The organism is Tenacibaculum aiptasiae, from assembly GCF_965221665.1.
Taxonomy (GTDB): Bacteria; Bacteroidota; Bacteroidia; order Flavobacteriales; family Flavobacteriaceae; genus Polaribacter; species Polaribacter aiptasiae.
Map to the genome: position 1 here is coordinate 1,409,413 of NZ_CBDCSN010000003.1, position 24,235 is coordinate 1,433,647.

A 24,235-nucleotide genomic window follows, 5' to 3' on the forward strand; every position below is an offset into this window, starting at 1 on the left:
TCTCATCCATGAAAAAGAAAATTCTATTAAGCCTTATTCTTCTATTTTTAATTTCTGGATGGATATTATCAAAGCAAGATTTTAAAAAGGCACCTCCAACGCTTTATTATAATGCTAATATAATTACGGTTAATAATAAACAACCTACTGCAAATGCCATGCTAGTTACTGATGGCGTAATTGAAGAAATTGGAGAGCTTAAAAATTTTCCTGAGTTCAAAAATGAAGATTTACAAAAAATAAATCTTAAAGGAGCAACCATAATGCCGGGTTTTATTGATCCTCATACTCATTTTGCTTTATCTATGTTTTTTCAAAACATGTATGATTTATCTGGATTTAAGCATAAAAATAATGCAGAAGTATGGAAATATTTTGAAAAATACGCCTCTAAAGCTTCTAAAAACGAATGGCTTATTTTTAAAGGTTTAGACCCCGTTTTAGTTAGTGATTTAAATACTCCAACATTACAATACTTAGATAAAATTTCCCCTAACAATCCTGTTATTATTTTTAGTCAAAGTTTACATAGTTATTGGGTGAATTCTAAAGCCTTAGAAAGTGTAGCTATTACCAAAAATACTGCAAACCCTTCAAAAAACAGTTATTACGAAAAAGATGCTAAAGGAAATTTAACAGGCCTTATTGTTGAACAAGAAGCTTTCAAACCTTTTATAGAAAAACTAAAAAAAGAAGTACTTACTCCTAAAGTATTAAGTAATTCTTCAGAAAAAACAATGTTGAATTATGCTAAAAATGGGAATACCACTATAGTCTCTACAGGTTTAACTATAAACGATAGTAAACCTCTTATTTTAATGAAGCATTTATCTGATAAAACACCAAGTTTATTAGGTAACTTTTTAGCTTTAATTGGTCAATTACCAGAAAGAAAACCTGCTCCTCGTCATTTTATTTATGTACGTCATGATATGACTTATATTTTACCTGAAACAAAAGGAAAGACTAACGATTTTTATGATATTATAGGAATTAAACACTGGTATGATGGTTCTCCATATACAGGCTCTATGTATATTAATGAACCTTATTTAATCTCTGACTTAACTGAAAACAAATTACATATTCCTGCTAACTCTAAAGGAAAAGCTTTGATTGATAATGATGAATTGAAAGAGTTTATTTCAAAATACCATAATAATGGATGGCAAATAGCTATTCATGCCCAGGGTGATGCTGCAAATACTGAAGTAATTAATGCTTTTGAAGAGCTTGATAAAGAATTAGATTTTAAAAATTCTAGACATCGCTTAGAGCATTGTTTGCTTTTACCTGAAAAAGAATTATTAAGAATAAAAAAACTAAACTTATTTCCCAGTTTTCACATAAACCATTTACTCTATTATGGAGATGCTTTAAACACCTCTATTTTAGGTGAAGAAAGGACTTCTAAAATATTACCTATCAAATCTGCTTTAAATACTGGCATAGTAAGTACATTACATGCTGATCAACCCATGTTTGAAAGTAATCCTTTTAGGTTAATTCAAACAGCAATTGAAAGAAAAACTAAAAAAGATAGTTTAATTGGTGGCAACGAACGATTAAATCTTCTTGATGCTATAAAAACCTTAACTATAAATGCCGCATATCAAATACACAAAGAAGACAAAATTGGTTCTTTAGAAAAAGGAAAGTATGCGGATTTTATTGTTCTTGATAAAAATCCTTATTCAATAAAAACAGAGAAACTACATACCATTAAATGCCTTCAAACATTTATTAATGGAAATAAAGTCACCTATTAATGTTTAAGGATTCTCTTAGCTTTTTGAAACTAGTTTATTAAAATACTCAAACAACTCCCCTTTCGATATAGCACTTCCTTTTTCTATTAAATCGAAAATTTCAGGATTCCTCTCGTTTGTGTATTTTTTAGCTCCTGTAAAAAACTCAATCTTCTCATCATTAGGATTTTTCATCAACCATTCAAATCCTTCTTGCTCTAATACATTAATATCTTTATCGATTTTTATTACAATACGATGCATTTCTTCCTCATCGCATTTAAATAAATTAACAACCTTAGGAGAAAAGTGCTCTAAATACTCGGTTCTCGTAAGTACATCGTCCCAAACAACATCACTAAAAACATTCATTTCGTCTTCAGCTACGTGTGGTTTTTCTTCTTTTAATTGTTTCCACTCTTTGGCATCAATACTTTGTGATGCTAAAAAACGTGCAAACTCTTCGTGTAATCCTTCAAATTGTTCCTTAGTAAGTTGTCTGTATTTCATAAAAAAACCGCCTTTTATAAGGCGGTTCAAATATCTGAATTTCCGAACAAATTAGAAAATCCATATAAAATTTATAATTATCTAGTAACTGTACCAGAAATTGCTTTACCAGCATATGTATTTGCTACTGTAAACGCAGTAGATACTGCTTGATTACTTAAAGCTTGAACAAAAGGTTTTAAACCAAATGGTGCTTGTGCATCATTAGTTGTTGGTTCAATAGAAATAACTACTGTTGCATTCGTTAAATCGATAGGGAAAGTCACATTAGGGTATCTATTATTAGGGTCTACGATATAATCTTCACCTGGGAAAGGTGGTACACCATTTGGTCCTTTAAATTCATTGTTATTTGCTGCTCCAAAAAAGCTTACATCTGCCATATTAGGATCTGAGAATCTTCCTGTTGATACTGGAGTTGGATTACCTGAATTGTCGTTTACAACAACCCATCCTTCATAAATCCATCCGTTACCTAAAGTTGGTAAATTAGTAAACCCACCTGTTGTTGGAGGTAAAGCATCTATAAACCAAATTCCGTTAGCATCTGATCCTACTGTTCCAACTGAAGGTGCTTTTAAGAAAGCTTGTCCAGTTGCTGTTTCTAAATTACTTGATCCACTATATAAAGCATCATTTGTTGATGGCGTTGCTGTAGTGTTAGTAAAAGCTCCTTTTGAAAAAATCCATCCACTTGGTGAAGATAAATCTGCTCCAGTTTCATTAGCAGATTCAATAGTAAGTACATATTCTGTAGCTGTATTTACTTTTGTTACATCTATTAAACCACTTGTATGATTTGCTCCTTCTGTATGAGAAAATCTTCCTGTAGAAATTTTTTCAGCTCCTACAATTAGCCATCCTTCATATACATAATTAGCTCCTAAATCTGGTAAGTTTTGAAACGCTTGTGTTACTGTCTTAGTCGTTGCTACATTATCGTTATCGTCGCTACAAGAAGTAAAAGTTACGATACTTAATGCCGCTAGGCTCATTACTATTTTTCTCATTGTTTTTGTATTTTAAATTTTACAAAAACAAAGTTATATCCTACATTTTTTTTAAAATGTCAGCTAGCTGACACTTAGGCTATATTTTTTCGAAGTCTTAATTCTTTTCTATTAAATTCTATGACATTTTCTTGTTTTAACTCATTCATAATTGAGTTTAATGTCTGACGTGAAGTACCAATTAAAGTAGCTATATCTTTTTGACTATATGGATGTTTTATTACGTGATCTCCATTATCTGGACATTCATATCCATAATCTTCACAAAGATCTTTGAAGAATTCTAATAATCTTGTTTTAGTATCTTTAAATAAAAGTAATTGTAATCTTCTTTCTAGCTTTTTCATTCGCAATCCTATAAACTTATATATCTTAAAGCTTACAGATGCATTATCTCTCATTAAGTCATGCATCGTATCTTTAGCTACAGGACAAATAAGTGTTTGATTATCTATAGACTGCGCAAACTCATTTCTTTTTTCAATTCCTAAAATTGCTTTCTCTCCAAATAATTCTCCTTTGGTTAATATTGCTTTGATTACTTCCTCTCCTTCTTCTGTATAGTACCCTATTTTTACTTTCCCTTCATCAATCAAATACAATTTTGTTGCTGCATCATCTTCAAAATAAATATAATCGCTTTTTTTGTAGGAATTAAACTCATGCCCAGCCTTATACTCCGAATATTTATGCGGGCATAGTATTTTAAATAAATTAACTTCTTCGAAGTACCACAGAGCTCTCATAGTTAAGGCATTTATTAGGGTATGTCGAAAAAGATTAAAATTCATTACAAAAAAACTCTGGTAATATCCAGAGTTTTAAAGACTAATCTTTTTTATAATATTTTCAATCATTTGAACACCGAGGTTTAATTGTTCTATAGATACAAATTCATTGGCTCTATGTGCTTGTTCTATTGATCCTGGTCCACAAATAATACTTTCAAAGCCCGCTTCTGCAAATTGCCCTGCTTCTGTAGCATAGGCCACATAACTAGGTTTGGTATTTCCTGTAACCTCAGCAATAAGTTTTACTATAGAAGCCTCTTCGCTAGTTTGAAGTCCCGGAACCGGTGGATGCAATAACGTATTTTCTATTTTAAACTCTGGAAAAAGTTTTCTTTTTTCTTTCTGAAGTTCATTGCAATACTCTTGATAATCGTTTACAATATCCATAATACTATCTTCTGGTATTGAACGAACATCCCATTGAAATGTAGTATTTCCCGCCACAACATTGGTAGCTATTCCTCCTTTTATTTGCCCCACATGCATTGTTGAATGTGGAGGTAAAAATGATTCATTTCTATTTTGTTGCGATAATTCTTTCATTTTGTTTTCTAACCAAAGAATTAATCTAGTACTTTCATGAATGGCACTTACTTCCTTCTCTATTCTACTACTATGACCTTGACTTCCATTTACTTTTGTTTCGACATACAAAATTCCTTTTTGTCCAACAATTGGTTGCATCATTGAGGGCTCTCCTATAATAGCATATTTAGGTTTTTCTGTATAATAGGATTTTATATGTTCTGCTAATTCTGGCGCTCTTAAACATCCTATTTCTTCATCATAAGAAATAGCAAAATAAATTGGTACTGATAAGTTAGCCTTTACCATTTGAGGCAATACTGATAAAAAACAAGCAATATATCCTTTCATATCACAAGCTCCTCTTCCATATAAATTACCTTCTTTTTCTATTAATTCAAACGGATTGGTATTCCATGGTTGGCCTTTTACAGGTACCACATCAGTATGTCCTGATAAAATAATACCTCCATCAACAGCTGGTCCTATTCTACAATGTAACGAAGCTTGTGTTTTCTCTTCATTGTATACATATACTGTTTCTACACCGTATTGGTTAATATAGTCGCTAATCCAATTGGCTATAGATAAATTATTTTGTTTACTCAATACATCAAAACTCACAAGTTTTGCTAAGATTTCTTTGGCTGTCATTTTAATAATTTATAAAAGTAGCAATAGTTAAAATAGTCCATGAAAGTACTAATATTATAATTACCAAGGGCAAAATAAATTTAAACCATCTATTTAAAGGAACTCTACACATACTTAGCATAGCTATGAGTCCGCCCAAAGTAGGATTTACCAAGTTGGTTACTCCATCTCCTATTTGAAATGCTAATATTGTTGTTTGCCTAGTTAATCCTAATACTTCTCCTAAAGGAATCATTACTGGAAGTGTTGCCAATGCTTGTCCACTACCTGAAGGAATAAATAAGTTGATTACTCCTTGCGATATTGACATACCAACTGCAGCAAAAAACTGAGGTAATCCCTGTAATAAATTCGCCATTTCAAAAGATATGGTATCGCTAATATTACTCATATCCATTAACACTTTAATTGTAGTTGCGAAACCTACCATAAAAGCACCTGGAGCTGCTTTTGCTACCGATTCTAATACTGTTTCGCTAAAAGTTGTTGGGTTCATTCTTGATACTAAACCACTTCCTATTGCAATCATTAAAAATATTGCTGAAAGTTCTGTAAAATACCAACTGTGTTTAAATACACCCCAAAGTATAATTCCTAAACCAATAACAAATACACTTAAAACTAAGTAATTACTTTTAGTAATTGTATATTCTGAGATAGATTTGGATAATTTTATTCCGTTTTCATCCAATCCTTTTCCTAAAGATTTTTCTGGATTATCAGTTATTTTTTTTAAATAACGAATATTATAAAATGCTAATGCTCCTAACGCTAGCAAACATAATATAGTTCGTAATATAGCTCCAGAGAATAAAGGTAATTCTGCTATTTTATGACCAATTCCTACTGTATACGGGTTTATCGGTGATAACCCAAAACCTACGGTAATTGCTGCCACTGAAATACCAGCTGCTAAAATTAAATCGCCTCCAATAGCTATACTTAATACTGCTGCTAGAGGTACCATAGCAATATTATGTTCGTATCCTACAAAAACTCCAAGAAAACCATAAAAAAAAGTAATTAAAAATACGATAAGATACCTTTTTTTATCTCCTAACTTCTTCACTAAAGTTCCTGCTGCATTCTCTATAGCCTGTGTTTTTTCCATAACACCAAACATAATTCCTCCTGCCAATACAATAAAAATTATATTTACTGCCGTTTTAAAACCTAAAGGAATTGCTTTAAAAATATCGAAAAAACTTACAGGTGTACTTTGAATTACCTCATATGAATTTGGTATTACTCTATTCCTTCCTTCTACTAAAACTCTTTCAAATTTTCCTGCTGGAATTATATGCGTAAATGCAGAAACCAATATTATGATAACAAATAGTAAAGTTAAAGCATGAGGGATTTTAATTTTTTTCAAAAGTATTGTTTAAGAATTATCATTCATCCCAAAAATAAAAAAGTGCAGTTAAAAACTGCACTTTCTATATAAAATATTTGATTTTTAGAAAATTAAGCATTCTGCTTTTTTATTAAATTTAATGCTGAGCCTTCTTTATACCATTCTATCTGCCCTTTATTATAAGTGTGATTTGCTAAAATTGTATCCTTAGAACCATCAGCATGTACCACTTCTATAGTTAAAGGTTTACCAGGAGCGAACTCATGTAAATCTAAGAAATTAAATGTATCATCTTCTTGGATTAAATCATAGTCAGATTCGTTTGCAAATGTTAATCCTAACATTCCTTGTTTTTTAAGGTTTGTTTCATGAATTCTAGCAAATGATTTTACCAACACTGCTACAACTCCTAAATGACGAGGCTCCATAGCTGCATGCTCACGTGAAGAACCTTCTCCATAATTATGATCTCCAACAACTATAGTTTTAACTCCTGCTGCCTTATATGCTCTTTGCGTTTTAGGAACAGCATCATATTCTCCAGTAATTTGGCTTTTTACAAAGTTCGTTTGCTTGTTATAGGCATTTACCGCTCCAATTAAACAGTTATTAGAAATATTATCTAAATGCCCACGATAACGTAACCAAGGTCCTGCCATAGAAATATGATCTGTAGTACATTTTCCAAAAGCTTTGATTAATAATTTTGCGCCCTTAATTTCATCTCCTATAGGTGTAAATGGCGTTAATAACTCTAAACGCTCTGAATTAGGGTTTACCACAACTTCTACACCGCTTCCATCCTCTATAGGCTCTAAATAGCCATTATCATCTACTTCAAATCCTTTTGGAGGTAATTCCCATCCTGTAGGCTCATCTAACATAACTTCTTCTCCATTTTCATTGATTAATTTATCAGTCAATGGATTAAAATCTAAACGACCTGCTATTGCAATAGCTGCTGTTAATTCTGGTGAAGCTACAAAAGCGTGTGTATTCGGATTTCCATCGGCTCGTTTTGCAAAATTTCTATTAAATGAGTGTACTATAGAATTTTTAGGTGCATTTTTTGGATCTTCATAACGTCCCCATTGACCTATACATGGACCACATGCATTGGTAAAAATTTTAGCATTTAAATTTTCAAAAACTTGTAAAATACCATCTCTCTCAGCCGTATAACGAACTTGCTCTGACCCTGGATTAATACCAAATTCTGCCTTGGTTTTTAATCCTTTATCCAGAGCTTGTTGTGCTACTGATGATGCTCTAGACAAATCTTCATAAGATGAATTTGTACATGAACCTATTAACCCCCATTCTACTTGCAATGGCCAATCATTAGCTGTTGCTTTTTCTGTCATTTCTTTACCTACTGAAGTAGATAAATCTGGTGTAAATGGTCCATTTAATAAAGGTCCTAATTCTGATAAATTAATTTCAATTACCTGATCAAAATATTTTTCTGGGTTTGCATACACCTCTGCATCACCTGTAAGATATTCTTTAATTGCATTTGCTGCATCAGCTACATCATCTCTATCAGTAGCACGTAAATAACGCTCCATAGAATCGTCATAACCAAAAGTAGAAGTAGTTGCTCCTATTTCAGCTCCCATATTACATATGGTTCCTTTACCTGTACAAGACATAGCTGTAGCACCTGGACCAAAATATTCTACAATTGCTCCTGTTCCTCCCTTTACCGTTAAGATTTCTGCTACTTTTAAAATTACATCTTTAGGAGCCGTCCAACCTGATAACTTACCTGTTAACTTTACTCCTATTAATTTTGGAAACTTTAACTCCCAAGGCATTCCTGCCATAACATCTACTGCATCTGCACCTCCAACACCAATTGCTACCATTCCTAATCCCCCAGCATTTACGGTATGTGAATCGGTACCAATCATCATTCCCCCAGGAAAAGCATAATTTTCTAGTACTACTTGGTGAATAATTCCAGCTCCTGGTTTCCAAAATCCAATTCCATATTTATTAGAAACTGATTCTAAAAAATTAAATACTTCGTTTGAATTATTTAACGCTGTTTGTAAATCTACTGAAGCTCCTACTTTTGCCTGAATTAAGTGATCGCAATGTACTGTGGTGGGTACTGCTACTTTTTTCTTTCCCGCTTGCATAAACTGCAATAAGGCCATTTGTGCTGTTGCATCTTGACATGCTATACGATCTGGTGCAAAATCTACATAATCAACTCCTCTTTTATAAGTAGTCGTTGCTTCCCCATCCCATAAATGCGTATATAAAATTTTTTCAGCAAGTGTTAATGGTTTACCTGTAAGTTTTTTTGCTGCATTAACTCGCTCTTCAAACTTACTATAAACCTTTTTAATCATTTCGATATCAAAAGCCATGTGTTTGTTTAGTTTTTTGTTACATGTCTAAAGTTAGGAAAAAATGACGTAATCGAATTGATTTCACTATAATTAATACAAATAGAAGTATCTGATTAATTGATAAAAACAGTATAAAAAATAAAAGTCCGAGCTTTAAACTCGGACTTTCTTTTATTATAAAAAACAATATAAATTACATTACTAATTGTTTTTGTGATGGCTTAAATTTAGTTAATACAATACCATCTACTGCTGCTTCATATTCTTCCATAGTAGGAGTTCTTCCTAAAATAGTTGATAATACCACTACTGGTGTAGATGATAATAATGATTGTCCTTTTTTCTCAGCTGTATCTTTTACAACACGTCCTTGGAATAAACGAGTTGATGTAGCCATTACAGTATCTCCAGGCTCTGCTTTTTCTTGGTTCCCCATACAAAGGTTACATCCTGGACGCTCTAAATATAATTTGTTTTCATATTTAGTACGTGCTGCTCCTTTAGGGTTATCATCGTCAAATACAAATCCAGCATACTTAGCTAATACTTCCCAATCACCTTCTGCTTTTAATTCATCAACAATATTATATGTTGGTGGAGCTACTACTAAAGGAGCTTTAAATTCTACTTCTCCTTTTTGTGCTTCAATATTTTTTAGCATTTGTGCTAAAATCTGCATATCTCCTTTGTGTACCATACAAGAACCTACGAAACCTAAATCTACTGGCATTGTTCCTTCATAAAAAGATAACGGACGAATAGTATCGTGAGTATAACGTTTAGATGGATCTTCATTATGTACATCTGGATCAGCAATCATTGGTTCAGCAATTTCATCTAAATCAATAACAACCTCTGCATAATACTTAGCATTTGCATCTGGCTTTAACGCTGGTCTTTCTCCTGTTTTTAATTCATTGATACGCTTGTTAGCTTTATCAACTAAACCTTTAAGAACTTGCTTCTCATTATCCATACCTTTATCAATCATGATTTGGATACGCTCTCTAGCAATTTCTAAAGATTCTATTAATGTTTCTTCTTCTGAAATACAGATAGAAGCTTTTGCTTTCATTTCCGCAGTCCAGTCAGTAAAAGTAAACGCTTGATCTGAAGTTAAGGTACCAATATGAACCTCTATAATTCTTCCTTGGAATACGTTTTCTCCTCCGAATTGCTTTAACATTTGTTGTTGTGTCGCATGTACTACATCACGGAAATCCATAAAACTTCTCATCTCTCCTTTGAAAGTAACTTTTACAGAATCTGGAATTGGCATAGTAGCTTCTCCTGTTGCTAAAGCCAAAGCTACAGTTCCTGAATCGGCACCAAAAGCAACTCCTTTAGACATACGAGTGTGAGAATCTCCTCCAATAATTACATCCCAATCATCTACAGCAATATCATTTAATACTTTGTGAATAACATCAGTCATTGCATGATACTTTCCTTTAGGATCACGAGCCGTGATTAACCCAAAGTCGTTCATGAACTTCATTAATCTAGGAATATTTGCTTTAGATTTGTCATCCCAAACTGAAGCTGTATGACATCCAGATTGGTAACCAGCATCTACAATTGGTGAGATAACAGTAGCTGCCATCATTTCTAATTCTTGAGAAGTCATTAATCCTGTAGTATCTTGAGAACCTACAATATTAACCTCTACACGAACATTAGATCCTGTATGTAATGTTTTTCCTGGGGTTGTTCCTACAGCATTTTTATTAAATATTTTCTCTACTGCAGTTAATCCTTGTCCATCTATCGAGATTTCTTTAGATGCAGCATACACCTGAGGAACATCAATTCCTAAAGCTTTACAAGCAAATGTTTGTAATTTTTTACCGAAAACCACTGCATAAGAACCTCCTGCTTTGATAAACTCCATTTTTTGTGGTGTTAAAGCTGTTGAGATATCTTTTAATTCCTGATCTCCGTTATATAATTTCTTTGTTTTTGTATTAATTGTTAAAACCGTTCCTGTTTCAACTGAATACATTTGCTCTAATACTGGCTCTCCATCTTCATCATAAACTGTATTCCCTTCTTCATCTTTTTTCTTCACCCAGTTTTTTAAATCAATTCCTATACCACCAGTTACACCTACAGTAGTTAAGAAAATTGGTGCAATACCATTAGTTCCAGCAATTACTGGTGCTATATTAATAAATGGCACATAAGGACTTGAAGGAACTCCTGTCCATAATGCAACATTATTTACTCCTGACATTCTTGAAGACCCTACTCCCATTGTTCCTTTTTCAGCGATTAACATAATACGCTTATCTGGGTGCTGTTCTTTTAAAGCTAATACTTCTTGTTGCATTTCTTTATTATGCTCAAACATACACTGACCGTGTAACTCACGATCTGATCTTGAATGTGCATCTGCCCCTGGAGATAATAAATCTGTAGAAATATCTCCTATACCAGCTACATATGTAACTACCTCTATTTCTTCATCTATTTCTGGTAACTTTGTAAAAAACTCAGCTTGTGCATAGCTTTCGATAATTTCTTTAGCTATTGCATTTCCAGATTTCATAGCTTCTTCTAAACGCTCAGTATCTGCTTCATATAAGAATACTTGAGTTTTTAATACCTTAGCTGCTTCTTTTGCTATCTCTTCATTATTTCCTAAAGCTAAGTCTAATAAAACTGCTATTGATGGTCCTCCTTTCATGTGAGATAATTGCTCAAAAGCAAACTCTACTGAAATTTCTTCCACTACAGATTCTCCTAAAATAATCTCTTTTAAAAATTTAGCTTTTACGCCAGCAGCACTAGTAGTACCAGGTAATACATTATAAATAAAAAAGTTAAGAGACTCTTTACGGTGTGCATTATTTACATCTTTAATTTGCGAAATAATATCTTCTAATAATTCACTTCCGTCAATTGGCTTAGGATGTAATCCTTGGCCTTTTCTTTCTTCAATCTCTTTAAGATAATCTGAATACGTGTTCATAAAAGGTTTATTTTTTAGTAATTAAAGAAAACTTATAAGTTGGTTAAATTCTACTTGTAAAAGATATACTACTCTACAGTTAAATTATTTTACTTAGTAAATTTTCTTTTATAAAAACTAGCTGCGCAATGCTTTTTAAAAAGCTTTTCAACTTTTATAGCTATGTTTTTATATAAATTATTTTGTTAATTTTTAGGCTTAGCAAAACTACAATTTTAGCCTGAGATTAAAAAATAAACAACAAAACTCAAAAAACAATAAATTTACTTAATTAAAAACCTAGTTTTTGAGAAAAATCTAAAAAAAAGCAGTTTTAATCTCCTTAAAATTACGAATATGACAATTGACTGTTTTTTAGATGTTAAAAAATATTGTTATAATGATTCTAAATAAGAAAAAAAGCAGACCAGTAAGCTGGATTCTGTTCCTCTAATGAGGCCCTTATCATTTATCTAGTTTTACAATTACTTGTAAAATCAATCTGCCTACCCCTTAGAATCGCGCGAGTAACGCTCGAGCTCTAATGTACATGGCATTGCACCGCATAGAGTTTACCTGGTTTCACTACAGCATTACCTGTACATACTTTCTGTTGCACTTGTCCTCGGTTTACACCGGACGGATGTTATCCGCTATGCTACTCTTTGGTGTCCAGACTTTCCTACTTATACTAAATATAAGTCGATAAGATAGGTCTGCTTATATATTTTTGTGATTTTTTAGTCTTAGTTCATAAAAAACCCACTCAAAATTTGAGTGGGAAAATTGCTATGAAAAAGAAAAAGTGTCTAGAACGTCTCCTAGACATTGCAAATATAAAATTGTTTTTCAAAAAAAAAAAATATTTTTTCTTTTTTTTTAAGAAAACATATCTTTTACTTTCTCAAAAAATGATTTATCCGATTTTTGTGGATTCGGGCTAAAGTTTTCGTCTTCTTGCATTTGCTCAAAAAACTTACGTTGCTCTTTAGTTAACTCTTGTGGCGTCCATACATTCACATGAATTAAGAAATCTCCATTTCCATATCTTTCAATGCTTGGTAATCCCTTACCTTTTAATCTTAAAATTTTACCAGATTGTGTACCTGCTTCTATTTTAATCTTTACTTTTCCTGTTACTGTTTGAACTTCTTTTGACGCTCCTAAAACAGCTTCTGAAAAGTTTATATATAAATCGTAGTGAATATTACTTCCTTCTCTTTTTAGAGTTTCGTGAGGAATTTCTTCAATTAAGACTAATAAATCTCCTGAAATAGAATTTTTACCTGGAGCTTCATTTCCTTTCCCTCCTACTTTTAATTGAACACCTTCTGTTACTCCTTCAGGAATGTTTATAGAAACGGTTTCTTCTTTTACTATTAATCCTTGAGCATCTGAACCATTTGGTTTACTACCAATCATTTCTCCTGCCCCATGGCATGTACCACAAGTAGTTGCTGTTTGCATTCTACCTAAAATAGTATTGGTAACACGCATTTGCTGCCCAGTACCATTACAAGTAGTACAGGTTTTGTAAGTTACTCCGTCAGCTTGAACCTTCCTTCTAACTTTTACCTTCTTTTCTACTCCATTGGCTATTTCTTCTAGGGTAAGCTTTACACGAATACGTAAATTACTTCCTTTAACTCTGGCTTGGCGTTGTCCGCCTCCACCAAAACCACCGAAGCCACCACCAAAAGCTCCTCCAAAAATATCTCCGAACTGACTGAATATGTCATCCATATTCATTCCTCCACCACCAAAACCACCTTGGCCACCTTCAAATGCTGCATGTCCATACTGATCGTAACGAGCTTTCTTATTCTCATCACTTAGTACTTCATAAGCCTCAGCACATAATTTAAATTTTTCTTCAGCGTTTTTATCATCTGGATTTTTATCTGGATGATATTTAATCGCCATTTTACGGTACGCCTTCTTTATTTCAGACTGTGTTGCTGATTTTGAAACACCTAATACTTCGTAGTAATCTTGTTTTGCCATTTTAATTCAATTGACAATTAGCAATTAACAAAAACAATTGATAACTGATAATTGGTAATTTTGTTTACGCTTGTCCAACCACCACTTTTGGGTGACGGATAATTTTATCTCCTAATTTATATCCCTTTTCTACACAATCGATAATTTTTCCTTTTAAATCATCTGATGGTGCTGGTATTTGAGTAATTGCCTGATGTACTTCTGCATCAAAATCATCTCCTGCCTTCACTTCTACTACTGTTAATCCTTTTTGTTCTAAAGTTTTAACTAACTTTTGATATATTAACAATACACCTTTACGTAATTCTTCTGCTTCTTTATCGTCTTCTATATGAGTTAACGCTCTTTCAAAATCATCCAAAATTGGCAGTAAAACTGTCATTACTTCTTGATTTGCCGTTTTGAATAACTCAATACGTTCTTTTGAAGTTCTCTTTTTATAATTTTCAAACTCTGCAAATAAACGTAAATATTTGTCTTTCTCTGCTTGAATCAACTCCTCTGTAGTTGGTTCCTCTTTCTTAACAGCCTCCTCATTTTCAATAACTTCCTCTTGATTTGCTTCAGCTTCAATATTATCTTTTAACTCGTCTTCTTTAGTATATTGATCTTTACTCATTGTAAATCTTCTCTTTTATTTTCTCTTTATTTGAGCAATAATACTGCCAATAGATTAAAATATGTCAACATGACATTTTGTAATTTTAAATATTAAACCTTTGTACATAGGGAATTTTAAAATTTTATTTAAAAATTACCTTTTTTTCATTTATAATTTCTACTTTTAGAAAAATTATAAATAAACTTTAAGTCCCTCATTAATTATGAAAAAAAACTTATTAAACATTAGTGGAGCAACAATTTTAACTAGAAAAGAGCAAAAAAACTTAACTGGAGGAATCTCTTTCGACCAAGACATTCGTAAATGTGGTTGTGATTGCGCTGGAAGAGTAACTGGACCTTTTTATTGTCACCAATTAATAGCTTGCCCTCAGGTTTATACTTGTGATGAAGAAGGTGCTTTATCATAAAAAACAACTTATTTCAAGATAAAAACCAGCTTTACAGCTGGTTTTTTTATGCTAATTTATTTCTTTATTATTTGCTATTTCTATTGGTTCTTTATCTTTCTGAAATAACCTTGCCGATAAATTACCTTTCAGTACTATAGACTCTCCGTTTACTTCTAACCAACTTCCTTCTCTAAGTCCTAACACCTTAGTTTCATTAAAAATATGATATTCTCTAATTCGTGTTTCTCGAGTTTCTCCCATATGAGTAGAATCTGGATTAGGATCTAAATAATGCGCATTAATATTAAACGGTATAAACTCTAATGTTTTAAAACTTGGCGGATATACAATAGGCATATCATTAGTATTCATCATTGTTACTCCACATATATTACTTCCTGCACTTGTTCCTAAATACGGTATTCCTTTTTCGACTACCTTCTTTAAATCAGAAAAAATATTGTTTTTATAAATCTGATTTACTAGCTCAAAAGTATTCCCCCCTCCTGTAAAAATTGCTTCCGCTTTTTGAATTCCTTCTTGAGGATTTTCAAATTGATGCACTCCTACTACTTTCTTATTTATTTTTTCAAATGCTTTACTAGCAATTGCTGTATATTCATCATAACTTATTCCTCCTGGTCGTGCATACGGAATAAATACAATTGTCTCTATACCTTTAAAAAAGTTAGAAAGTGTTGGTAAAATATATTCTAAATATCCACTACCGTGAACTGTTGATGTACTTGCTATTATAAGTTTCTTCATAAATCAAATTAACAAAAATTTACCATGTTATTAAAACATTTTTAAGAGGGTTAGGTACTTTATTTGTTACATGAAAAGATTATTACTTTTATTTTTCACGATATTATCTTTTAATGCAACAGCTCAAAATAACCCTAAAATTATTTCTGGTTATATTTTTGTAGACAGTATTCCTACTCAAGATGTTCATTTAATAAATAAAAAACTATCGATTGGTACTATTACTGATGAAAAAGGACATTTCGAAATTTTAGCTAACAAAGGAGATATACTTATTGCATCTCATTTAAACATTGAATACACTGAATATAGCATTAGTAATCAAGATTTAAAAGCTACAAAAATCACTGTTTATATCGATAGTAAAAATCACTTACTTGACGAAGTTGTTTTAGAAAAAAAGAAAGGAATTTTTGATATAGATAAAGATATTTTAACCAATAACGCTCCTATTGTTAATGCTAAAACTTTAAAACTTCCTTATGCTAATAGTAAAAAACCTGAAAAAGATAAAACTCTAAAAATTAAATCAGGAGTCTCTGTTAGTTTAAGTGGACTTATCAATTCCATTAACGGAAACAATAGAAGAGAAAAAATATTACGAAAAGTAAAATCTGAAGATGAAAATATCTCTAAAATAAGAAAATATTTTACAGATGGATTCTTTGTACAGCAGTTAAAGATTAAAAAAGAAAATATCAATTCGTTTTTAGAGCATTGCATCTCAAGAGGTATTATCAATCTATATAAAAAAGATAAACTTCTAGAACTAACCTCTATATTAATAGACAACAGTAAAAACTCTCCTTACCTATTAGAAAAAGAACACACTAAACTTACTCAAAAATAAGCCTATGAATAAACCTTTACTTATCCTTCTTTTTATTATTACATATCAAAACTATGCTCAAGAAAAAAGAAAATTTTTATATGCTAGTATTGAAGATAATTTTAATCCTATTGCCAATGCACACATTATTAATTTAAATACTAAACAAGGTACTTTTACGAATGATTTTGGTGAATTCAGAATTCTCGCTAAAAAAAAGGACTCACTACAAATATCATTTATTGGATACGCTACAAAAATTTTTACTGTGAGTGCTAATGATTTTGGCATGTTAAAAACCACTATTAAATTAAAAAAAATAGATTATGAGCTAGATGAAGTTGTATTGAAAAAACACAATTTAAAAGGCGTTCTTTCTATTGATTCTAAACAAGTACCCAAAGACCAAGGAATTGTTAAATCTGCAAAAGCTGTAGACTTCTCAATGATTAACTTTAAAGAAAGTATTATTTTACCTATTGATGTAATTGATAGATCAAAAGCCCCTAACATGAGAAAAGTAACTGATCCTACTTCAAAATTTGCTGGTGTTGGTGGAAGTTTTAGTTCTGGTCCTGACAAATACTCTTTAGAAAAAAGAAAAATGAGAAAAAGAATTGCTTTCAAAGAGAGTTTCCCTAAAAAACTTTTATCAGAGCTTTCACCTAATTTTTTCTTTAAAGAATTAAAAATCCCTAAAGACAGGTACTATCATTTTTTAGATTACTGTAATCAGTTGGGAATTGAAAAACTATATAAAAATGGCAAAATATTTGATGTAATAAAAATACTAAAACAAGAAAGTATACCTTATTTAAAAAGTATAAATTTACAAGAATGAAAAAACTCATACTCCTCTTTATCTTATGCATTTCTTTTTCAAAAATTCAATCTCAAGAAACCAGAAAGTTTCTTTATGCAGAAATAAAAGATAAAGTTGGATATGTAGTAAACGCACATATTATAAATTTAAACACAAATCAAGGGACATACTCAAATGACAATGGAGAATTTAGAATTTTAGCAAAAGTTAACGATAGTTTAAAAATATCATATATAGGATATGAAACTAAAGTTCTTAACGTTAAAATCACACATTTCGGAATTCAAAAAAACATTATCAATATAAAGAAAGTCCCTTATGAACTAGATGAAGTAAATCTTAACAAAAACAACTTATTAGGTTATTTGTCTACTGATAGAAAGAATATTAAATCTGAGAAAGAGATAAATGCAAAAACGCTAAAACTTCCTTATGCTGGTTCTAAAATTCTAACTCCAGCTGAAAGAAAATTACAAACTGCTAAAGGAGGTAGTACTCCTTTTACTTTTGGACTTGCTAATGCCTTCTCTTTAGATTATATAATTAATAGTATTTCTGGAAGAATAAAAAAGCTTACTAAGCTAAAGAATATAGAAGCTTTAGAGTTTAAAGTTAAAAAAATAAAAGACACTTATTCTATTCATTTTGTCAAAGAATTTGGCATTAATGAATCGGACATCTATAAGTTCATCTATTATTGTAGTAGTGATGAAAATTTTAATACAATATTTTATTCTGGAGAAATTGATTTGATACAGTTTTTTAAGGTTAAATCAGAAAGCTTTAAAAAAATTCATCATACAGACTATCCTAATTAACTCTACATAATAATTGGTAGTCAAAAACCATGAACAAAGTCTATTTCCTACTTTCATATAAACTCATTCCTAGATATTTTCATATTTTTTTCGTATCTTTAGAAGTATCCTGATTATAATTTATCATGAAAAAAATACTTCTTTTCTTAGTGTTACTTTCTCAATTTCTTTTCTCCCAAGAAGAGCGAAAAACATTGTTTGGGATTATTTACAACGAAAATGGAGTTTTAGAAAATGCCCATATTGTTAATTTTACAACTAGTCAAGCTACATTTTCAAATAAAAAAGGAGAATATCGAATTTTCGCAAAACCAAGTGATTCAATTCGCTTCTCTTCAATAGGTTATAAAACTATATTCGAAAAACTTACTCCTAATGATTTTAATGTGTACAGGAAAAGGACCACTTTAGAAAAACAAGTGTATGAACTAGACGAAGTTTTACTTAATAACAATGAACTTTCTGGTTCACTTACTAGTGATTTAGAAAAAGTAAAACAAAACCCTAAGTTAGAACTTGCAAAAAAAGCTAGTACTTTCTCTAAAATAGAATACACAAACAATTCAGCGGATCGTATAAATACTAATGTAAAGCCTAATATAGTTAGAACTGACCCTACTACTGCTTTTGAAGGTTTCGGTACAACAACTGTAATTCCTTTTGGACAAATAGGTAAAATTAAAAAACTTCGAAAAGAATTGGCTTTAAAAGAAAGCTTACCTTCTAAACTTTTAAGTGAGTTGGGTGAAGACTTCTTTTTTGTAGAATTAAAAGTACCTGTTGACAAATATTATCACTTTCTTGAATACTGCACACCATTAGGCATTGAAAATCTTTACAGCGAAAATGAAATGTTAAAAATTATAAATATCTTTAGAAAAGAACATCTAAGTTATCTTAAACTTATCGAAAAACACTAATTTGGCGCAATAATTGATTTTTAACGAAGTATGAAAAAACTGTTCATTGCTTTATTAATAGTACCACTATTATCTTTTTCAGTTCACAAATATTACATCGCTTTAACAGAAATTGAATATAAAGAAGAAACTCAATCTGTTCAAATGATTATGAATGTTTTTATGGATGATATTGAAACAGCTATTAATCAAGATTTCAATATAGATTTGCAATTATCTACCAAAAAAGAATTAAAAAATTCTGATGAATATTTTTTTAAATATTTAAAAGACCATTTTAAAATTCTTATTAATAATCAAAAATTTGATTATAATTTTATAGGGAAAGAATACGACGGGAATATCGTTTACTTCTATTTGGAAATAGAAAATGTTTCCTCAGTAAAATCTATCGAAATTCGTAATGATGTACTAATAAAATACTTCCCTGATCAACAAAATTTAATAAAAGCATCTATAAAAAAAGAACGAAAAAGTTTATTTTTAACTAAAAAAAACGATAAAGGTTTGTTAAAATTTTAACACTTACCAAGCTAATCATCTGCTATTTATTAAATTCAACCACAATTAAACAAACAAAAACTCATGAAGAAAATAACTTCGTTAGTGCTTTCTATTTTATTTGTTTCAACAACTATAGTTGCACAAACAAAACAAGGACACACAAATCAAAATAAGTTTAGGCAATTAAAAGATGTTTTAGCAACCCCAAATAATCAACATACCGCTTCTGGTGCTCCTGGAAAGGAATATACTCAACAAAAAGTTGATTATAATATGGACATCATTTTAAATGATGACAAACAACAAATAACAGGTAATGAAACAATTACATATCATAATAATTCTGTAGATGAATTGGCTTATTTATGGGTTCAATTAGACCAAAATATGCGTGCAGCGAACTCTAAAACTCCAGATATAAGTTCTGGTAAAATTAGAAAAACATTAAGCAAAAAAGGATTTGATAGAGCTTTCCCAGATAAACCTTTTGATGGTGGATTTAAAATTACAAGCGTAACAAATGTTGATGGAAGTGATTTATCTCATACCATTAACCAAACAATGATGCGTATTAATTTACCAAAACCTCTTGCTTCTGGAGAAACATTTAAATTCAATATTTCTTGGTGGTACAATATAAATAACCACAGGACTCAAGGTGGAAGATCTGGTTACGAACACTTTCCTAAAGATGGAAACAACAACTATGTTATCGCTCAGTTTTACCCAAGAATGTGTGTTTATGATAATGTAGAAGGTTGGCAAAATGATCAATTTTGGGGGCGTAGTGAATTTGCTCTAGAGTTTGGAGATTTTAATGTAAATATTACTGTACCTGCGGATCATATGCTTGGCGCCACAGGAGTTTTACAAAACAGAAAAGAAGTTTTTTCTAAAACTGAATTAAAACGTTTTGAGAAAGCTAGAAAAACTTTTGACAATCCTGTTATTATCAGAACTCAAAAAGAAGCTGAAAAGATTGAACAAGGTCGCTCTAAAAAAACAAAAACATGGAAATTTAAAGCAACTAATGTTAGAGATTATGCTTTTGCAACGTCACGAAAATTTATTTTCGATGCTATGGCTGTTGATATAAATGGAAAAACTGTAATGGCAGAATCTTTATACTCTAAAGAAGCTAACCCTCTATATGGAGAGCACTCAACAAGAGCAGTTGCACAAACATTAAAAACATATTCTAGATATACTTTTGATTATCCATACCACAAAGCAATTTCTGTTGATGGACAAATGGGAATGGAATACCCTCAAATTTGTTTCAATCCTGGAAGACCAAATCCTGACGGAACCTATTCTGATAGAACAAAGTACAGAATGATTAAGGTTACGATCCATGAAGTTGGTCATAATTTCTTTCCTATGATTGTAAATTCTGATGAACGTCAATGGACTTGGATGGATGAGGGTTTAAATTCTTTTATGGAAATATTAGCTGAACTAGATTACGACAAGAACTTTCCTATAACAAGAGGTTATCCTAAAAATATAGTAAAATATATGGCAGGAGATCAATCTAAAATTGCTCCTATAATGTCTAAAGGAGATCATGTTTATGAATTTGGAAACAACGCTTATGGTAAACCCGCTACCGCATTATGGATTTTAAGAGAAACTATTATGGGACATGAGTTATTTGACCATGCTTTTAAAACCTATGCAAAAAGATGGAAATTCAAACACCCTACTCCTGCTGATTTTTTTAGATCAATGGAAGATGCTTCTGCAATGGATCTAGATTGGTTTTGGAGAGGATGGTTCTATACTACTGATGTAAATGATATTGGAATAAAAGGAGTTAAAAAGTTTTATACCTCTAAAAATAAAGATAACTCTGTTAATTTTAATGAAGACACTACTGAAGGATTAAATTTTTCTAAAAAGCACAGTAAATATTATTACGAAATCACCTATAATAAACCGGGAGGACTAGTAATGCCTATTATTGTTGAGTTTACCTATAAAGATGGAACAAAAGAAAAGAAAACATACCCAGCTGAAATTTGGAGATTTAATGATAAAGAAATTAGCAAAGTGTTTTCATCAGACAAGGAATTAAAAAGTATAACTATAGATCCTAATTTAGAAACCGCAGACATAGATACCTCTAATAATAGTTGGCCTAAAAAATCGGTTAATAAATTTGAAAAGTTTAAAAATAAAATAAAAGGTTAAAACCAAAACATTTTAAAAGCGACATTATTAATAATGTCGCTTTTTTATTTCATTTTTTACTCTAACAAAAACCGAGTGTTAAAGTTTTTACAAAATTTCCTTACTAGCAATCAAAATTCAGTAACTTTCCGCACATATTTTTATAAAAATCAATCAAAACAAACAATGAGAAAATATTCTACGTTACTATTTTCGGCTCTTTTTGTTTCCGCTTCTTTATTTGCACAAGAAACAAATAAAAAGGAGCCTCAAAAGGGTCATACTGATCAAAATAAGTTTCGTCAATTAAAAGATGTATTGGCTACACCTAACGATCAGCGTACTGCTTCTGGTGCTCCCGGACATGCATACACACAACAAAAAGTGGATTATGTAATGGACTTGCGTTTAGATGAAGCTAATAATACTTTATATGGAGATGAAACTATTACGTATCACAATAATTCTAAAGATCATTTAGAATATTTATGGGTACAATTAGATCAAAACATGCGTGCTCCAGATTCAAAAACTCCATTAGCAAAATCTGAAGGAGCTAGTAGTTTCCAAACTCCAGAAGGTTTTGTTTCAAAAAACATGGGAAAACCAAAAGATTTTGGTTATAAAATTGATGCTGTAAAATATCTTAACGGAAGAGATTTATCTCATACTATTAACCGCACAATGATGCGTATTAATTTACCTAAAGCATTAGCTCCTGGTGAAGTTTTTAAATTTAGAATTAAATGGCACTACCTTATCAACAACTCTGTTGAAGATGGTGGTCGTTCTGGTTTTGAATCATTTCCTGACGGAAACAAAAACTATACTATTGCTCAATTTTTCCCTCGTTTAGCTGTATATGATAATGTAGAAGGATGGCAAAATATGCAATTTTGGGGACGTAGCGAATGGGCTTTAGAATTTGGTGATTATGATGTTAAGTTAACTGTGCCTGCTGATCATATCGTTGATGCTACAGGAGAATTACAAAACGAAAAAGATGTTTTAACTAAAGAGCAACGTAACCGTTGGGCTAAAGCTAAAAAATCATACAAAGATCCTGTTTTTATAGTAACGCAAGAAGAAGCTGAAGCTAACGAAAAGGAAGGCACCACAAAAACTAAAACTTGGCACTTTAAAGCTAAAAATGTTCGTGATTATGCTTTTGCATCATCAAGAAAATATATCTGGGATGCTATGGCTGTTAATATTAACGGTAAAAACGTTATGGCTGTTTCATTATATCCAAAAGAAGGAAACCCTTTATGGGAAGAGCATTCAACAAGAGTTGTTGCAAACACTTTAGAAGAGTACTCTAAAATGACTTTTGACTATCCTTATTCTAAAGCTGTTTCTGTACATGCTAAAAATCAAGGAATGGAGTACCCAATGATTTGCTTTAATTATGGACGTCCTAACCCTGATGGAACTTATTCTGATAGAGTTAAGAACGGAATGATTGGTGTAATTACGCACGAGGTTGGGCATAACTTTTTCCCTATGATTGTAAATTCTGACGAGCGTCAATGGACTTGGATGGATGAAGGATTAAACTCTTTTGTTGAAATTTTAGCTGAATTAGACTACGATCCTAATTTTAATACTGGTAACTTACCTAAGGACATTGTAAGATATATGAGTTTAGATCAAAAGAACTTAACTCCTATTATGGCTCAAGGTGACTACGTTAAAAACTTCGGACCTAATGCTTATACTAAACCAGCTGCTGGTTTATATATGTTACGTCAAACAATTATGGGACCTGAATTATTTGACTATGCATTCAGAACTTATGCTAAAAGATGGATGTTTAAACACCCTACTCCAGCAGATTTCTTCAGAACAATGGAAGACGCTTCTGGTATGGATTTAGACTGGTTCTGGAGAGGATGGTTTTATACAACTGACTATACCGACATAGGTATTAAGGAAGTTAAACCATTATACTTAACAGACAAACCTAACGAAAGAACTAAAAAACTACAAGAGCAATATCCAAATTATTTCGCACGTTTAGGTAAGTTAGTTTTCTTAACTACTAAAAAAGAAGATGCTAATTCATCTGATGTAGAAGCTTACATTAACGGATTACCTGCTGATAAAAAAGCAAACTTAAAAGCTTTACCTAAATACATGTATCAGGTAGAATTTGAAAAACCAGGTGGATTAGTAATGCCTATTATTGTAGAATTAACTTATGCTGACGGGACTAAGAAACGTGAAACTTTTCCTGCTCAAATATGGATGAAAAACGATAATAAAGTATACAGAGTATTTTCTTCTGAAAAAGAAGTTAAAAGTATCGTTGTTGATCCAGACTTAGAGACTGCTGATACTGATACTTCAAACAATAGCTGGCCAAAGAAAACAGCTAATAAGTTTGATCAATTTAAAAATAAAGTAAAAGGATAATATATTTTATCTATCGTTTATATATTAAAAACGCAGCTTATTAGCTGCGTTTTTTGTTTTGTAA

The 24,235-nt window shown here is 31.3% G+C and carries 19 protein-coding genes and 1 other RNA gene; 9 read left to right on the top strand and 11 right to left on the bottom strand.

Annotated elements, in window-relative coordinates:
- Positions 1–8 precede the first annotated feature (8 nt).
- Positions 9–1,769, top strand: coding sequence for an amidohydrolase (locus tag ACOQN8_RS17835; RefSeq protein ID WP_420553729.1), 1,761 nt, complete (start codon positions 9–11; stop codon positions 1,767–1,769).
- A gap of 15 nt (positions 1,770–1,784) precedes the next feature.
- Here the strand turns inward: ACOQN8_RS17835 and ACOQN8_RS17840 are convergent, their stop codons facing one another.
- From ACOQN8_RS17840 to ACOQN8_RS17885, 10 genes are all read right to left on the bottom strand, one after another.
- A complete protein-coding gene (locus tag ACOQN8_RS17840) occupies positions 1,785–2,258 on the bottom strand; it encodes a DUF6495 family protein (protein WP_420553730.1) in 474 nt (157 codons plus the stop codon).
- Positions 2,259–2,335: 77 nt separating this feature from the next.
- Positions 2,336–3,268: a hypothetical protein gene (locus ACOQN8_RS17845; RefSeq protein WP_272151486.1), complete on the bottom strand. Its 933-nt coding sequence runs from the start codon at positions 3,266–3,268 to the stop codon at positions 2,336–2,338.
- Between the two features lie 74 nt (positions 3,269–3,342).
- Positions 3,343–4,014: a Crp/Fnr family transcriptional regulator gene (locus tag ACOQN8_RS17850; protein WP_150901450.1), complete on the bottom strand. Its 672-nt coding sequence runs from the start codon at positions 4,012–4,014 to the stop codon at positions 3,343–3,345.
- 75 nt (positions 4,015–4,089) lie between these two features.
- A complete protein-coding gene (argE, locus tag ACOQN8_RS17855; protein ID WP_150901451.1) occupies positions 4,090–5,238 on the bottom strand; it encodes an acetylornithine deacetylase in 1,149 nt (382 codons plus the stop codon).
- A 1-nt stretch (position 5,239) separates the two neighbouring features.
- Positions 5,240–6,613, bottom strand: coding sequence for a YfcC family protein (locus ACOQN8_RS17860; protein ID WP_420553731.1), 1,374 nt, complete (start codon positions 6,611–6,613; stop codon positions 5,240–5,242).
- 92 nt (positions 6,614–6,705) lie between these two features.
- Entirely contained in the window at positions 6,706–8,973 is a 2,268-nt protein-coding gene (locus ACOQN8_RS17865) for an aconitate hydratase (RefSeq protein WP_420553732.1), read from the bottom strand.
- A 175-nt stretch (positions 8,974–9,148) separates the two neighbouring features.
- Positions 9,149–11,926 (bottom strand): bifunctional aconitate hydratase 2/2-methylisocitrate dehydratase, encoded by a 2,778-nt coding sequence (locus ACOQN8_RS17870; protein ID WP_420553733.1) that lies wholly within the window; start codon positions 11,924–11,926, stop codon positions 9,149–9,151.
- A 394-nt stretch (positions 11,927–12,320) separates the two neighbouring features.
- Positions 12,321–12,628: RNase P RNA component class A (gene rnpB, locus ACOQN8_RS17875), an RNA gene on the bottom strand.
- 156 nt (positions 12,629–12,784) lie between these two features.
- Positions 12,785–13,909 (bottom strand): molecular chaperone DnaJ, encoded by a 1,125-nt coding sequence (gene dnaJ, locus ACOQN8_RS17880; RefSeq protein WP_420553734.1) that lies wholly within the window; start codon positions 13,907–13,909, stop codon positions 12,785–12,787.
- A gap of 64 nt (positions 13,910–13,973) precedes the next feature.
- Positions 13,974–14,528, bottom strand: a complete 555-nt coding sequence (locus ACOQN8_RS17885) for a nucleotide exchange factor GrpE (protein ID WP_420553735.1) — start codon at positions 14,526–14,528, stop codon at positions 13,974–13,976.
- A gap of 205 nt (positions 14,529–14,733) precedes the next feature.
- Here ACOQN8_RS17885 and ACOQN8_RS17890 point away from each other — a divergent pair, with 205 nt between their 5' ends.
- Entirely contained in the window at positions 14,734–14,940 is a 207-nt protein-coding gene (locus tag ACOQN8_RS17890) for a hypothetical protein (RefSeq protein ID WP_235275913.1), read from the top strand.
- Between the two features lie 51 nt (positions 14,941–14,991).
- Here the strand turns inward: ACOQN8_RS17890 and pepE are convergent, their stop codons facing one another.
- Positions 14,992–15,690 (bottom strand): dipeptidase PepE, encoded by a 699-nt coding sequence (gene pepE, locus ACOQN8_RS17895; RefSeq protein WP_420553736.1) that lies wholly within the window; start codon positions 15,688–15,690, stop codon positions 14,992–14,994.
- Positions 15,691–15,760: 70 nt separating this feature from the next.
- Between pepE and ACOQN8_RS17900 the strand changes: the two genes are divergently transcribed.
- From ACOQN8_RS17900 to ACOQN8_RS17930, 7 genes are all read left to right on the top strand, one after another.
- Positions 15,761–16,540, top strand: coding sequence for a peptidase associated/transthyretin-like domain-containing protein (locus ACOQN8_RS17900; protein ID WP_420553737.1), 780 nt, complete (start codon positions 15,761–15,763; stop codon positions 16,538–16,540).
- 4 nt (positions 16,541–16,544) lie between these two features.
- Positions 16,545–17,360, top strand: a complete 816-nt coding sequence (locus ACOQN8_RS17905; RefSeq protein ID WP_420553738.1) for a carboxypeptidase-like regulatory domain-containing protein — start codon at positions 16,545–16,547, stop codon at positions 17,358–17,360.
- Positions 17,357–18,160: a carboxypeptidase-like regulatory domain-containing protein gene (locus ACOQN8_RS17910; protein ID WP_420553739.1), complete on the top strand. Its 804-nt coding sequence runs from the start codon at positions 17,357–17,359 to the stop codon at positions 18,158–18,160. Before ACOQN8_RS17905 ends, ACOQN8_RS17910 begins: the two co-directional genes overlap by 4 nt.
- Positions 18,161–18,285: 125 nt before the next feature.
- Positions 18,286–19,080 (top strand): peptidase associated/transthyretin-like domain-containing protein, encoded by a 795-nt coding sequence (locus tag ACOQN8_RS17915; protein ID WP_420553740.1) that lies wholly within the window; start codon positions 18,286–18,288, stop codon positions 19,078–19,080.
- Positions 19,081–19,110: 30 nt separating this feature from the next.
- On the top strand, positions 19,111–19,602 hold the full coding sequence (locus tag ACOQN8_RS17920; RefSeq protein WP_420553741.1) for a DUF6702 family protein: 492 nt from the start codon (positions 19,111–19,113) through the stop codon (positions 19,600–19,602).
- Between the two features lie 63 nt (positions 19,603–19,665).
- Positions 19,666–21,777: a M1 family metallopeptidase gene (locus tag ACOQN8_RS17925; protein WP_420553742.1), complete on the top strand. Its 2,112-nt coding sequence runs from the start codon at positions 19,666–19,668 to the stop codon at positions 21,775–21,777.
- A 165-nt stretch (positions 21,778–21,942) separates the two neighbouring features.
- On the top strand, positions 21,943–24,171 hold the full coding sequence (locus ACOQN8_RS17930) for a M1 family metallopeptidase (protein ID WP_420553743.1): 2,229 nt from the start codon (positions 21,943–21,945) through the stop codon (positions 24,169–24,171).
- Positions 24,172–24,235 lie beyond the last annotated feature (64 nt).

Bases quoted from the DNA above. Each gene is read 5' to 3' on its own strand.
- ACOQN8_RS17865 (WP_420553732.1), bottom strand. From the start codon at position 8,973: ATGGCTTTTGATATCGAAATGATTAAAAAGGTTTATAGTAAGTTTGAA.
- ACOQN8_RS17905 (WP_420553738.1), top strand. From the start codon at position 16,545: ATGAATAAACCTTTACTTATCCTTCTTTTTATTATTACATATCAAAAC.
- ACOQN8_RS17910 (WP_420553739.1), top strand. From the start codon at position 17,357: ATGAAAAAACTCATACTCCTCTTTATCTTATGCATTTCTTTTTCAAAA.
- ACOQN8_RS17915 (WP_420553740.1), top strand. From the start codon at position 18,286: ATGAAAAAAATACTTCTTTTCTTAGTGTTACTTTCTCAATTTCTTTTC.
- dnaJ (WP_420553734.1), bottom strand. From the start codon at position 13,909: ATGGCAAAACAAGATTACTACGAAGTATTAGGTGTTTCAAAATCAGCA.
- ACOQN8_RS17845 (WP_272151486.1), bottom strand. From the start codon at position 3,268: ATGAGAAAAATAGTAATGAGCCTAGCGGCATTAAGTATCGTAACTTTT.
- ACOQN8_RS17835 (WP_420553729.1), top strand. From the start codon at position 9: ATGAAAAAGAAAATTCTATTAAGCCTTATTCTTCTATTTTTAATTTCT.
- ACOQN8_RS17840 (WP_420553730.1), bottom strand. From the start codon at position 2,258: ATGAAATACAGACAACTTACTAAGGAACAATTTGAAGGATTACACGAA.
- ACOQN8_RS17885 (WP_420553735.1), bottom strand. From the start codon at position 14,528: ATGAGTAAAGATCAATATACTAAAGAAGACGAGTTAAAAGATAATATT.
- ACOQN8_RS17850 (WP_150901450.1), bottom strand. From the start codon at position 4,014: ATGAGAGCTCTGTGGTACTTCGAAGAAGTTAATTTATTTAAAATACTA.
- ACOQN8_RS17930 (WP_420553743.1), top strand. From the start codon at position 21,943: ATGAGAAAATATTCTACGTTACTATTTTCGGCTCTTTTTGTTTCCGCT.
- ACOQN8_RS17920 (WP_420553741.1), top strand. From the start codon at position 19,111: ATGAAAAAACTGTTCATTGCTTTATTAATAGTACCACTATTATCTTTT.
- ACOQN8_RS17925 (WP_420553742.1), top strand. From the start codon at position 19,666: ATGAAGAAAATAACTTCGTTAGTGCTTTCTATTTTATTTGTTTCAACA.
- pepE (WP_420553736.1), bottom strand. From the start codon at position 15,690: ATGAAGAAACTTATAATAGCAAGTACATCAACAGTTCACGGTAGTGGA.
- ACOQN8_RS17890 (WP_235275913.1), top strand. From the start codon at position 14,734: ATGAAAAAAAACTTATTAAACATTAGTGGAGCAACAATTTTAACTAGA.
- ACOQN8_RS17900 (WP_420553737.1), top strand. From the start codon at position 15,761: ATGAAAAGATTATTACTTTTATTTTTCACGATATTATCTTTTAATGCA.
- ACOQN8_RS17870 (WP_420553733.1), bottom strand. From the start codon at position 11,926: ATGAACACGTATTCAGATTATCTTAAAGAGATTGAAGAAAGAAAAGGC.
- argE (WP_150901451.1), bottom strand. From the start codon at position 5,238: ATGACAGCCAAAGAAATCTTAGCAAAACTTGTGAGTTTTGATGTATTG.